This is a genomic window from Nitrosomonas mobilis, assembly GCF_900103035.1.
GTDB lineage: Bacteria > Pseudomonadota > Gammaproteobacteria > Burkholderiales > Nitrosomonadaceae > Nitrosomonas > Nitrosomonas mobilis.
Genome location: NZ_FMWO01000020.1, coordinates 106,537 through 119,795, shown reverse-complemented (window position 1 = coordinate 119,795; position 13,259 = coordinate 106,537). Strand labels below are relative to the sequence as shown.

General features: G+C 51.2%; 12 protein-coding genes. 2 read left to right on the top strand and 10 right to left on the bottom strand.

Features of this window, described 5'->3' with window-relative positions; genetic code table 11:
- Nucleotides 1–87: 87 nt before the first annotated feature.
- The 3 genes from NSMM_RS01215 to NSMM_RS01205 all read right to left on the bottom strand — a co-directional run bounded on the left by NSMM_RS01215 (nucleotide 88) and on the right by NSMM_RS01205 (nucleotide 3,450).
- Complete coding sequence (locus tag NSMM_RS01215) at nucleotides 88–1,326, bottom strand: exo-alpha-sialidase (protein ID WP_090283795.1); 1,239 nt, start codon at nucleotides 1,324–1,326, stop codon at nucleotides 88–90.
- Nucleotides 1,327–1,444: 118 nt separating this feature from the next.
- Nucleotides 1,445–1,771, bottom strand: coding sequence for a DsrE family protein (locus tag NSMM_RS01210; RefSeq protein WP_218120949.1), 327 nt, complete (start codon nucleotides 1,769–1,771; stop codon nucleotides 1,445–1,447).
- Nucleotides 1,772–2,289: 518 nt separating this feature from the next.
- The gene (locus NSMM_RS01205) at nucleotides 2,290–3,450 is read right to left on the bottom strand and encodes a hypothetical protein (protein WP_090283791.1); all 1,161 of its coding nucleotides are present in this window, start codon (nucleotides 3,448–3,450) and stop codon (nucleotides 2,290–2,292) included.
- Between the two features lie 214 nt (nucleotides 3,451–3,664).
- On the opposite strand from NSMM_RS01205, the gene NSMM_RS16275 reads away from it, so the two are divergent.
- Nucleotides 3,665–4,078 (top strand): hypothetical protein, encoded by a 414-nt coding sequence (locus NSMM_RS16275; RefSeq protein WP_245654628.1) that lies wholly within the window; start codon nucleotides 3,665–3,667, stop codon nucleotides 4,076–4,078.
- A 23-nt stretch (nucleotides 4,079–4,101) separates the two neighbouring features.
- A complete protein-coding gene (locus NSMM_RS15445) occupies nucleotides 4,102–4,332 on the top strand; it encodes a hypothetical protein (RefSeq protein ID WP_176753817.1) in 231 nt (76 codons plus the stop codon).
- A 93-nt stretch (nucleotides 4,333–4,425) separates the two neighbouring features.
- Here NSMM_RS15445 and NSMM_RS01190 read toward each other — a convergent pair whose 3' ends face one another.
- From NSMM_RS01190 to metH, 7 genes are all read right to left on the bottom strand, one after another.
- Nucleotides 4,426–5,097, bottom strand: a complete 672-nt coding sequence (locus NSMM_RS01190) for an RloB family protein (RefSeq protein ID WP_090283789.1) — start codon at nucleotides 5,095–5,097, stop codon at nucleotides 4,426–4,428.
- Entirely contained in the window at nucleotides 5,097–6,368 is a 1,272-nt protein-coding gene (locus NSMM_RS01185; protein ID WP_090283787.1) for an AAA family ATPase, read from the bottom strand. Before NSMM_RS01185 ends, NSMM_RS01190 begins: the two co-directional genes overlap by 1 nt.
- 307 nt (nucleotides 6,369–6,675) lie before the next feature.
- A complete protein-coding gene (locus tag NSMM_RS01180) occupies nucleotides 6,676–6,918 on the bottom strand; it encodes a hypothetical protein (RefSeq protein WP_090283785.1) in 243 nt (80 codons plus the stop codon).
- 37 nt (nucleotides 6,919–6,955) lie between these two features.
- Nucleotides 6,956–7,108: a hypothetical protein gene (locus NSMM_RS15440; protein WP_176753816.1), complete on the bottom strand. Its 153-nt coding sequence runs from the start codon at nucleotides 7,106–7,108 to the stop codon at nucleotides 6,956–6,958.
- A gap of 23 nt (nucleotides 7,109–7,131) precedes the next feature.
- On the bottom strand, nucleotides 7,132–7,353 hold the full coding sequence (locus NSMM_RS01175) for a hypothetical protein (RefSeq protein ID WP_090283782.1): 222 nt from the start codon (nucleotides 7,351–7,353) through the stop codon (nucleotides 7,132–7,134).
- 319 nt (nucleotides 7,354–7,672) lie between these two features.
- The gene (locus tag NSMM_RS01170; protein WP_218120947.1) at nucleotides 7,673–9,457 is read right to left on the bottom strand and encodes an SLC13 family permease; all 1,785 of its coding nucleotides are present in this window, start codon (nucleotides 9,455–9,457) and stop codon (nucleotides 7,673–7,675) included.
- 51 nt (nucleotides 9,458–9,508) lie between these two features.
- The gene (metH, locus tag NSMM_RS01165) at nucleotides 9,509–13,222 is read right to left on the bottom strand and encodes a methionine synthase (RefSeq protein WP_090283779.1); all 3,714 of its coding nucleotides are present in this window, start codon (nucleotides 13,220–13,222) and stop codon (nucleotides 9,509–9,511) included.
- Nucleotides 13,223–13,259: the final 37 nt, after the last annotated feature.

The window sequence follows — 13,259 nt, the reverse complement described above, 5'->3', positions numbered from 1 at the left end:
GAAATTTCCCTGATTTTGTTGTGGATTGCAAGGTATTTCTGAAAAATTTCAGAAACGAGCCTGTTGAAAACAGGCTGATCTGACACATCAATGGGCAGAAAGAATCAAAGTGCGTATTCCATACTCCGGCGCAGGCGCTGTCCACGCAAGCATCAATCTACCATTGTCTTCACGCACCATCTGCGGCACACCGGTTGCGAACCCCGGATCGATATCGAGTATTTTGAAAGCGGGATAAAGCTTGCCGTCGAGCGAGAGCTTGCGCAGCATAAGAGGAGATTGCCTGCTGGTTTTATCAATTGCACCCAGCCAAGTAATGGCAGCAGTTCTTTCATCCAGCCAGGCAAGGCTGATACGCCCGAGTGGCTGATTAGTATCGATTTCAAGTGGCTTGGAAAAATGTTTACCGGCATCATGGGAAAGCGCCGCACGCACTGCTGGCTGGCTGGCTGCTGCCGTAAACCAGGCTGCCACCACCTGATTATTATTTGCGATCAACCCGGGGCCATTCACCGGACAGGCATCGATCGACCAGCCATCCCGACCAAGATGAGCGGGTTTGGCCCATTTGTTGTCTTCCATGCGCGTCACATGATGATCACGGATTTGGCCATCACGCCGGCTGCGCCATGCGATGACCGGCCCACTAACTGATGCTGCCGCAGTCGTCCAGCAGCAGGTACAGGTATCAGCATCGATCACTTCCTCGGCATGCAGGACACCGTCCCGGTCAAGCCTTGTGTAGCGCAGCGCAAATTTACCCGTGCCACCTGTCTGATTGTCGCGTCCGTCCAGCCAGATGATACCAGCACCGTCGTCTCCGATCGGGAAAATAGATACGAAGCCGTGTTCAGCCGCCACGCCATCGCGATGCGGCTTGATTGCCGGTTGCCAGTTCAGTCCCCCGTCCGTCGAAATCGACAAATGGATATCATAATCATAACTGCGCCCTCCCGGGGATCTGACCAACCAGTGCGCCACCCAGAAATCGTCATTGATCACTACGACAGACGGAAAATCCGCCCAGTTAATGAACCAGTTTTCACCTTTTGCCACCGTACCGGTCCTGATCCAGCGCCCTTCACTACGAATCGCGTATCTGAGCACGTGTTGCTCGTTCTGCTTGCCTCCATCTATGGTTTCCACCCAGCTCAACAATATCGAACCATCTGGCACAGTCGTCAAGCGCGGCAATCTCGCCCCTTTTTCCGCAGGGTTACCGATCATCCCGGTTTGTGCCTGACAATTTGCCGCAAGCAGGCAGAATAGTGTCCAGACCAGAAACAGAGTAGCGCCTGAAGTCACGACTTCACTGATGCGGCACATAAAAAACCTTTGCAACCATGGGGATTTACACATTTTTATTCATTAAAAAAGCATGGCGATCTGTGCAGATAACCGCACACGAGCCGCCATGCTTCGTTTTGAAGCCCCGCTGTTATTTTTAATAATCAAAAAAAACTTTATCTGCGCCCAAGAAAAGCTGCTGTACGCTTATCATGTCACCCATACGCGCACCCTCACGCACGATATCCGACGTGACACCACTAATTGCAACACATCCTAGGCAAACCATGATGGACACACCCTTGCTGATCAGATCATCCCAATACTGTTGCAGATGTCTCCCACTCGCGCAGGTAAAGATGGAAAGATCGGGGACGTCATGCGTGTCCGCCAGCTCCACTGCTTCCAGGTTCAGGAAAGCCGTTACTTGATCAGCGTATTTCTGCCCCACCTTACTGCCAGGCACCTGATTGGTCAACCCCATTGCCATACAAACCGGTTACCAGTTGTGCCCGCCAACCACCGGATTCCCCAATTGGGGCCATCAAACGAATTCAGTTTGATGACGATACTCTATCGTTTGTTGGGATTCGTTGCTTGTGCATTGCCAAAACATCATTACAGAAACATGAACAGGGATAGCACGAAGATCAGATACTTTTTATCAATACTCACGATTCACCTCGACAAATTGATTATGAATAAAAAAACAGTTCCGTATATGCCTTTTGCCAATTCCATAACACTTCTCATCAACGAAAGGAAATTCAACATGACATGGCCGTAACTCAATATAAATGCGAAAATTGTCGCATTCACATCCGGTTACAACCATTTCCTACTGAGCAGAACCACCTTATGGGAAGCGCGTTATAAAACCACACTGACCGACAGTGAACAGCATTTTCTCATCTGCATGCGCCATATTGGTACCTGGCAAGATGAATCGAGAGGCCAGACTTATTACTCTGTTTTCCAGGATGAAGGTTAAATGTCTAAAGCTTAGTCAAGGAGATTATAATCCTGGAATCCAATGCACATTCCCCATGCGTTTCCCCCCTGGCTTATGATGCGCAAGCGAATAGCATGCACTTCCTGGGTATACCTGTAAGCTTCCCCTAATGCTCTAATAGATTTTGCCTCGGCGCTTTGTTGTTGTGTTTCCAACAAAGTGGCATACTCCTCGAGTATTTCCTCAGGAACGAATCCAAGCCAGGTCGTTTGAGACTGAGTAGCGTTTGCCTGCTTGATTCTCAATTCCATGAGCTTATTCGCTCTGCCGCGCACCAGTAAGCTGCGATCATCCTGCTGAGATTCCAGCAAATCAGCGTACGCATATATGTTTTTGATAGTATTTGCATCAGCAAAATGCAAAACTTGGTCGCATAGCTGCTCCGCCCCAATATTATTGCCTTGCATATTCAACATCCTGGCAGCGGAAACCGTTTGTTGCCACTGCGGATAATCCCATGCCGGTACATCCAGGTATGGATTATCCATGAGCCCCTCTGTCCGAGTACCCAGCGGTGTAAACTGCACATCATTCAGGAAAGCTGTACATTCTTCCTTATGAACCTGGCTTGCTGGCCGATTGTTTTCTTGATATCGCTCAGTGCAAAACGCATCGACGACAATGCCGGCGGAATAGGGATGGCGGCATTGAAAACCATAGGTGGTCAGAATGAACACCTTTCCAGGAAACAATGGATTAGCAGACTCCTTTTCTACTAACTCGTACTGAGCACAGTCGGTATTCAAGGCTTTACTTCTATTTTCATCCACAAAGCTGCGATTACTTATAGTCTGAAACCGGACATCATTTTTAGAAGCAAGCGTTGATTTGATAAAAGCCAGAAGCTCATGCGAATTTTTGGGCGATTTCTCATTCATGTCCGCACGCCTAACCCCAGCTAAAAAAGTGTGCATTTCCGGCTTTTCCAATGATTCAGGAAACTGTTTCTTAAACAACACCAGCCCTTTCTTCTGAGTTGGAATTGCGCCAAGCGACCAATTTTTAGCTTGCGGTGCCAGGACGGATATACCGTCAAATTCCATACGTTGTGCGGGATCAATCATCTGCTGATGATTAGTTGACGTTGAAGCACAGCCCAGAAGTAATGACAATAAGATACCTGCCCACACTCTTTTATAAATTGTATTCATTCAGTAATTCTCATTATGAGCATTAATGCAGTGTATAGAAAAAACGCTCTTTCTCATAGGAACCAAATATACCGGGAAACGGTTTGATCGTCAGACTGGCCGGAAAGTTATCCGAAGATAGCGGGCTCAGTGTCGGAGCAGCTACCGCCGCAGCCTATCTTGAGAAAGAAGTTCGACGACGAACTGCTATCTGCTATCAGCGGTGTGCCAAGAAGTGCGCCCACTACATGGCAGTGTTATCCTCAAACTGACGTTCAGATATCCAGACTTGCCCCGCGTTTACGGAGCATTCCTTTCGTTCGCGCCAATCCGGCAGCACCTTGTCGACTTCATTCCAGAACGCATCACTGTGGTTGCGGTGATGGAAATGGCAGAGTTCGTGCACCACGATGTAGTCGATGATGCGTGGCGGAGCCATCATGCACTTCCAGTGAAAATTGAGCACGCCGCGCTTGCCGCAACTAACCCAGCGGCAGCCCATTTCCTTGACCTTGATGCCAGCCACGCTTACGCCCACTCTGGGTGCATAGAACGCCACACGCCCGGCAAAACGCTGCTGGCCCTAGATGAATCGCTTTCTGGTAGCGCACTGCCGCCAGCCCGGAATGACACACCACCTGCGCCTTGAACAACAGCTTCTGCACTGCCTCGTTGGCTTCCAGCAGGGTACTGGTTGGGTTGACGCAGCAGTTGTTCCTGCAAATCCTGCAATTGTTTGCTGGTGAGCCAGATGCCACCATTCGCGCCCGGGTTCAGTGCGGCAACGGCGCAATTGAACACTTCCGGCAGCAGTCACTAGCGAAAACTGGCGCGCTGGTTTTTGGCCGAGCCGGAGGAAATATCCTGGCCCTGATCGATAATCTCCCAGCCCAGCGACTTTAGCTGCTGCAGAAAAGGTCGCTCGATTTTGGTGCATTCAGACAAAAGCGGCCTCGCCAGTTTTATGGGTTTTGCTTTGACAAGTATTGTTCTGATTCATCTTGGCATTTTTATCTCCTGCAAAAAATTCACCAGCTCATGGATTCGCGTCGTCGGGTTATCGGTTACATTAGCCTGCGCCTCGTTTAATGAACGCTCGGCATTACTTTTGGCAAACTCCAGCTGATCCAACAGCATGGCAAAGATGTTGTTCGCCCCTTTCTCATAGTCAGGCAAATAGCCTCTAAGCTCAGAGAGTACCTGATTGCCCGCACTGTTGCCCGGCAATGCTAAATAGGGCCGGGTGCTATAGATAAAATGCAGTAACAACCAGTATTCAAAGCAGGGCACCGAATTCATGACGACAAAAGTGTTGCGCGGTTGCGCCTTGGCTATGGCGTTCAGTGCTTCATCATAGTTGGCATGAATGTCCTTATCGAACACACAGAAAACCTGGTCGAATGCATCGCCGGCGTCCTTTTCCTCACGATAGCGTTGTGTGGCAAATTGCAGCACACTGTTCGGATCTGAACCACATTCACCGCACACTTCGATATTGGCGGTATTCAGGCCATAGTGGTTTCTCAGATCTTGAAAGTACCGAGGTTCGGTTTTTTCACCCTCGCAGACAATTAGCACTTTGGCATACGGATCACGTCTTGCGATACGTCGCTGCAATCCTTTCGCGCTTTTTGCCTTACGTTTATGAAACAGGTTATCCGTACCCATCAACCAATCTGCTTGAGCGGCCGAATAAACGGCAAAGCGCCATAGCGACCCGAAAGATAGGCTGCTTCCAGATTTTCACGCCCCTTACGCGGGCTGAAATCCGTTAACGGATAGAGCACCGTGGCCTGATTTTTATCTTTTTCGCAGAACCAGATCTGATCGCGGCGAAAAATCTCCTGATTCAGGATCGATGTTTCGTGCGTGGTAAAGACGAGCTGAGCATTGTTGGGATTGGTTTCCAGGTTATGAAACAACTGCACCAAAAACTGTACCAGGCGCGGATGTAGATTATCGTGCAACTCGTCGATAAACAGCACATAGCCCTTAGTCAGCGAATCAATCCATGGCCCGGCGAAGGAAAACAGTTTTCGGGTGCCGTCGGATTCGTCGACAAAATCAAAGTCAACAGGCTTGCCCTCATCATCTTTATGAACAGTTTTAATGTCGAAAATCTTTTTGTCTTTCATATCACCGGCAATCATATCCCGCAAAGGCTCCGGTATAGCAGTCGGTAACGTATCAGCATCAAATGGTATTAACTCGACCAGAACATCGTCAATATGCAAATCTGCGGCACGCAAAAAATCCATGATTCTCGCCTTGTCGCTGCTTTCGCACAGGGATGCGCTGAACGCTGGCCCCCAAACGCCTACATTGACCAAGCGCAAGGTGTTTTTAAACCAGTCAAAAATGGGTTGCAACTGCTCACTGTTGAGCTGCACCGCCGTGGATAAAAACAACGCATTATCGCGGGTGGATTTTTGCCAAAGTTGCTTTTCACCCGTCAGGTTATTGCCCAGCTCCCAGTCGTAGCGCTGATCCGTCGGATCCCAGGCGCGACTAAACCAGCGTTGCGTCCGGCCCTTGGGGTAGGCCAACAACCATTCCTCATGGATGCGCTCGGCCGTAGCCGCGAAGCCGTACTGGTAGCGCACACCGTTAACCAGGAAGGTAGCTTCAAACTCGCTGGGGTGCTGGCGCGTATCCGGGCTCAGCCGAAACGGGGTCACGGGCAGCTTATCGCCCCGATGCAGATTGATGGCCGATTCTACTACAACCTGTTTCATGGTTTGCAGCGCCAGCAACAGATTGGACTTGCCGCTAGCATTGGGACCGTAGATGGCTGCCGAACGCAGCAACGCGATGTTGTTGGCCGCAGCCGCATTAAAGGTATTAGTAGCCACCATCTCGTCCCCCTTGCCTTTTACCAGAGTAAAGGTTTGCGTCTCGCGGAACGATCGAAAATTGGCCACACTCATTTCAATGAGCATTGAATTCACCTTTTACGCTAAAAAATGACAATATTAGTCAATATTTAGCATTAAAACAAATTAAAAGCTATTTATATGCTTAATTTTGGTAAAAAATGTCAAAAAAGTAGTTGCTGGTTCTATGGCAGAACTGCGACTATTGCAACTAGAGCTATTGACTTCGGTATATTCGCCCAAAAACGGCCTCCCGAGCTCGTCAACCGACCGCGTGCAAGGGAACTTATTGCAGATGATTCAAGGCTAGTTGTTTAGTTCCAGCTTGGGCAAGTTAAACAGTTTGACCTTGCGCCGGGCCGCAGCCGCAGCCTCACCCTCCGACCAATGGTTGGTACCCCTCCAGCAATACCTGGGGATCGGCGGCAGCCCGGTCATGTGCCAGCAGCCAATTCACGGTAGATAACAACTCCAGCCCGAGGAGCGATTCAAAACCATCAATCAGTCGAGAGGCACGTTCCAGTGCAGGCAAATAGGCTTTGGCTTCAGTTTTCAGATAGAGCGCTATCTTGTCGCGTTTGGCATCGTTAGACCAGATGGTATCCAGCGCCCGCAATCGCTGATGCGCTTATCGCTTTTCAGATAACTGCCCATTAAACAGCTTGCTCGCGCTTGTCTTCAACGGCCGTGGCAATGCCGGCTTCGCTTTCGAGGATGGATTTGGAGAAAGTTTGCAGCGTGCTGGTCAGCTCGGTGCGCAGCGTTTCGGCTTTTCTGGTGACTTGCCCAGTATCTCCAACCCACATAGCAATTCGTTGGCAGCGCGAAACTAGTCTTCCAGATTACCTGCTTTTCGCCCTGCTTTTTGGGAGGCCTCTTTCGCAGCTTTTTCGATCTCGTCCTTATAGCTAGTCAGGGTTGCCTCGCCCATCCCATCCACTAGCTTGGTCGCCAAATGGTGCACGGCATGGGTCAACCCCGAGCCTGCAAGCAGCGAAAGATGCTCCGATTGGAATAAGGCGGTCAGCCAAGGCTCGACACGGCTGCGCAATTCCTTGATGCTGAAAGTTTGGCTCTGGGTTAGCCAGGAGGCTTCTGCACCTTCGCAAAGCTTGAACTTGTCGACATCTTCGTCGCTTGTGCTTCGAAGCAGATAGGGGCATGGTCGTCACAGGCGCGCAGCAGTAGAGATTCGAGGTGAGCGAGGGTGAGTTTGAGTTTCATGGGGTTCTGTACATCAGAAGTGATACGGGGTGCCCGTACGTTTGCGTAAGGCGGTACTGATCGGCATGATCTTTTGCAGCAGCTGAATTAATCTTGTTACGTTTTCTACAGAGGGATAGCCAGCAGCCACACAATCAGGCAGCGGGTCAAAGCGGCCAGAAAAGCGGTATCAGCAGTGCAGCGCCGATACCAAGCAGCAGGTTGAGCGGCACCCCCAGCCGGGCAAAGTCGCTGAACTTGTAATTGCCCGCGCTGTAGACCAGTGTATTGGTCTGATAGCCGATCGGCGTGGCAAAGCTCATGCTGGCGGCGAACATCACACCAACGACAAATGGGCGCGAATCCACGCCCATGTGTTGCGCGAGACCAATGACAACTGGTGTCATCAGTACGGCTACGGCATTATTGCTCAGCATTTCGGTCAATATAGAGGTCAGCAGGATCACAATCAACAGCATCCACCATGGGTTTAATCCTTCACCGAAGTGCAGCAGACTGCGCGCCATCATGTCCGCCAGACCGGATTCACGCATGGCGATACTGATAGCGAGCATGCCAAAGATAAGCACGATCAATGGCCATTCAATCGCTTTATAGGCCTCATCCGAGCGAACACAACCTGTCGCCAGGACTACCGCCACACCGATAATCGCCAGTGCTTCGATCGGCATGACCTGGAAAGCCGACAGCAACATCACCCCCGTAATCGTCGCCAGTGCAATGGGCGCCTTGTGCTGGCGCGGTGCAGCAGTCCTGCCATCGGTCAACGCAAACAGCTCACCGTTTTCACAGAAACGTTTAATTTGTGCGGCCGTGCCTTCCACCAGCAGTACATCGCCGAATTGCAACTGGAAATCGTCCATGATGTCGCCGATACTGGCATCTTTGCGATGCACGGCGATCAGATGAATATCATAGCGCGCCAGCAAATCCAGATCACGAATCGGACGCTGCACATAGCGTGAACCGGAACCGACAATCGCTTCGATCACGATCGCGCCCTTACGGCGCAAGGTTTCCAGATCGTGCCCTGCATTATCATGCAGGCCAACCAGATCAGAAGAATACAGATTCATCATCGCACTGCCCTTGCTGTGTACCACCAGCCGATCACCGACCTCCAGACGAGTACCCCCGGAAATATCGGAAATGATGCCGTCTCCCCGAAATATTTTGAGGACAGACACCCCGCTCTGATTCAGCTTCGCTTCGGCCAGCGTTTTACCCGCAAGCCGCGAATTTTCTGGAACGAATAATTCAGTCATAAATGCACGATCACTCGCGCCAACAAACTGCTGCGCCAGTGTTTCACGAACCGGCAATACTCTGGGCGCCAGAAAGTAGATGAGCAGACAGCCGGCCAGACCCAGTATGACTGCTGGCATCGTGATTTCAAAAATACCGAATGCAGCCAATCCCATGTCGCGCGCCACACCATCCACCAGAATATTGGTGGATGTCCCCACCATGGTCATCATGCCGCCCATGATCGTGGCGTACGACAGCGGAATCAGGAAACGCGAAGGAGAAGCCTGCAGCCGGATAGCCATGGTAATGACAGCGGGCATCATGACCATCACCACTGGTGTATTGTTGATGAATGGAGAGATTAACACCGCCGCAACCATGATGATGGCCAGCAGCTTGCGCTCGCTTTGCCCGGCGGCCGTACCAATCCATTGCGCCAGTCTCGCAACACATCCGGTTTTTTCCAACGCGGCGCTGATGATGAACAGGGCGGAAATGGTAATCGGTGCGCTGTTACTGAACACACTCAAGATCTGTTTACTATCCAGCTGCCCCAGCACCAGCAATATCGATACCGCGACAATGACGGCTATATCAGGCTTGGTCCACTCGCGCAAAAAAGTAATCAACAGCAGCAGGATAACCAGTCCCACCTGCAGTGGATTCAATAATTCAGGTGACAAAATCCGGCCCTTGATTTTATAAACTTCAGCGAGAAGCGCCCTGGAGAGATTTCAGGGTTCATACGCCAAGGCGGGAGCCAACCAACGCTCGGCTTCTTCCAGTGTCCAGCCTTTGCGTTTAGCATAATCTTCCACCTGATCCTTGCCGATTTTACCCACAGCAAAATAAGTTGATTCGGGGTGAGAAAAATAAAAGCCGGATACCGCAGCGGTTGGCACCATCGCAAACGATTCCGTCACAATGATGCCGGTACGTTTCGTGGCTTCCAACAGAGCAAACAAAGGACCTTTTTCGGTATGATCAGGACAAGCCGGATAGCCTGGCGCCGGACGAATGCCACGGTACTGCTCATCGATCAATTGCTGGTTGTCCAGCGCCTCATCCCCGGCATAGCCCCAGAATTCGCGCCGTACCCGCGCATGCATATGCTCGGCAAAGGCTTCCGCCAGACGATCTGCCAGCGCCTTGAGAATGATGGCGTTGTAATCATCATTGGCTGCTTCAAACGCCTGCACGCGCTCATCAATACCAAAACCCGCGCTGACGGCAAACATGCCGATTGCGTCAGCAATGCCACTCTCACGCGGCGCGATAAAATCCGCCAGCGCCAGATTGGGACGCCCGCCGGGCTTCTCGGTTTGTTGCCGCAGGGTATGATAAGTCATCAATACGTTGCTGCGGCTACGGTCGGCGTAAATCTCGATATCATCCTGGTTAACAGCATTGGCTGGAAACAAGCCGATAATTGCATTGGCGCCCAGCCATTTCTGTTCAACAATTTTCTTGAGCATGGCTTGAGCATCCTGAAATAGATTGCTGGCCGCCTCCCCCACAACCTCATCTTGCAGAATCGCCGGGTAACGCCCCGCCAGTTCCCACGCCTGAAAGAATGGCGTCCAGTCAATATGGGGCACCAGTTTTTCCAGCGGGTAATTATTCAGTGTGCGCAGCCCAAGGAAACCCGGTTCCGGCGGCGTGTAATTCTTCCAGTCGGTTTTGAATGCGTTAGTACGCGCTGCTTCCAGTGTCAATAATTTGGAAGGCCCTTTCTTATTCTTGTGCTGCGCCCGGCTTTTTTCCTGCTCGGCCTGCAGTTTTTTCACATAATCGTCACGTAAATCGTGCGACATCAGATTGCTGCAAACCCCCACTGCCCGGCTGGCATCCGGCACCCATACCGTCACGCCGTGGTAATGCGGCGCAACCTTAACGGCGGTATGCATACGTGACGTGGTTGCACCACCAATCAATAGCGGAACGGTAAACCCTTCGCGCTGCATTTCTTTTGCCACATGCGCCATTTCTTCGAGTGACGGCGTAATCAGGCCAGATAAACCAATCATATCCACCTTTTCACGGCGCGCCATTTCCAGAATCTGTGCGCACGGCACCATCACCCCCATGTTAATCACTTCAAAGTTATTGCATTGCAGCACCACCGTCACGATATTTTTGCCAATATCATGCACATCGCCCTTAACCGTGGCAATAACGACCTTACCTTTGGGTTTGTTGTCACCGGAGAGTTTTTTCTCCGCTTCGATATAGGGCAACAAATAGGCGACTGCCTGTTTCATCACGCGTGCGGATTTCACCACTTGGGGCAAAAACATTTTGCCTGCGCCAAACAGGTCTCCGACGACGTTCATGCCATCCATCAGCGGGCCTTCTATCACCTCGATCGGCTTTCCGCCCGAACCAGTGATTTCCTGGCGGACGACCTCGGTATCCTCGACCACATACGTGTCGATACCCCTGACCAGCGCATGCGTGAGCCGTTGTCGCACTGGCTCGTCACGCCAGGCAAGGTCTTCCACCTGTACTTTCTTTTGACCTTTAAAGTTTTCAGCAAATTCCACTAAGCGCTCGGTTGCATCGTCCCGCCGGTTCAGCAGCACATCTTCAACATGCTCCAGCAGATCTGGTGAAATATCCGAATACACGCCCAATTGGCCTGCATTGACAATTCCCATGGTCATCCCGGCCTTGACCGCGTGATACAGAAAGGCGGTGTGAATTGCCTCGCGGATCGGGTCGTTACCGCGAAATGAGAAAGAAACGTTGGAAACCCCCCCACTCACCTTGGCATAAGGCAGGATCTGACGAATAACCTTAGTTGCCTCGATAAAATCAACCGCGTAATTGTTGTGCTCTTCGATTCCGGTGGCAATGGCAAATATATTCGGATCAAAGATAATATCTTCCGGTGGGAAATCCACTTGTTCCGTCAGAAACTGGTAGCAGCGCTGGCAAATTTCCACTTTACGTTGTTTGGTATCTGCCTGGCCAGTTTCATCAAAAGCCATGACAATCACCGCCGCACCATAGCGACGCGCCAGCTTGGCGTGATGCAAAAACTCGGCCTCGCCTTCCTTGAGACTGATGGAGTTGATGATCGCTTTGCCTTGTACACATTTGAGACCGGCTTCGATCACCGACCATTTGCTGGAGTCAAGCATGATTGGTACACGGCTGATATCAGGCTCGGAAGCGACCAGGTTCAGAAAAGTCACCATCGCCTTCTGCGAATCCAGCATCGCCTCATCCATATTAATATCGATGATCTGCGCACCATTTTCAACCTGATTGCGCGCAACAGCCAACGCCTCAGCATAATTGTTATTGAGAATCAAGCGGGCAAAAGCCTTGGAACCGGTGACATTGGTACGTTCCCCCACATTGACGAACAACGAATGTTCATCAATGTTGAGTGCCTCGAGCCCGGACAGGCGTAATTTTTTAGGAATCTCCGGCAGCTGGCGTGGCGCGATTCCCTTGACTGCCTCGGCAATCGCAGCAATATGCGCCGGTGTCGTGCCACAGCAACCGCCGACAATATTCACGAATCCAGATTCAGCAAATTCCTGGATCAGTCGCGCGGTATATTCCGGCGTTTCATCGTAGCCGGTTTCCGACAATGGATTGGGCAACCCGGCATTGGGATGGGTGCTGGTATAGACTTCGGCGACACTTGACAACTCTTCGACGTAGGGACGCATCAATTCCGCGCCCAATGCACAGTTGATGCCCACTGACAGTGGCTGCGCGTGCCGCACCGAATTCCAGAAGGCCTCCGGTGTCTGCCCTGAAAGATTTCGGCCGGATGCATCGGTAATGGTCACCGAAATCATGATCGGCAAGCGGATACCGGCAGTTTCAAAATATTGGTCGATTGCGAATAACGCTGCCTTGGCATTGAGCGTATCGAAAATAGTCTCCACCATCAGGATATCGACGCCACCATCGACCAGCCCGCGCACTGATTCAGTATAACTTTCGACCAGTTGATCAAAATTGATTCCACGAAAACCGGGGTCATTGACATCCGGTGAAATGGAAGCCGTTTTGGTCGTCGGCCCAATAATTCCTGCAACAAAACGTGGCTTGTCCGGTGTACGCAATGCCATCGCCTGCGCTTCTTCCACCGCCAGTTTCGCGCTGGCGGCATTCAATTCGTATACCAGATCCTGCATATGGTAATCCGCCATCGATGGCGGATTGGAATTGAAAGTGTTGGTCTCGATAATGTCCGCGCCAGCCTCAAGATAACCGCGATGAATTGCGCGGATCACGTCCGGGCTGGTCAGCGACAGCAGATCGTTATTCCCCTTGAGATCGTGCGGAAAATCAGCAAAACGCTCTCCCCGGTAATCGGCTTCGACCAGCTTGTAACTCTGGATCATCGTGCCCATGGCGCCATCCAGCAGCAAAATGCGCTCTGCCAGCAGTTGTGTTAGTAATTCGGCACGTGATTGACTGCTCATGAAAAAATATCCTTGTCTGTTTGTTTTCTTTACACTC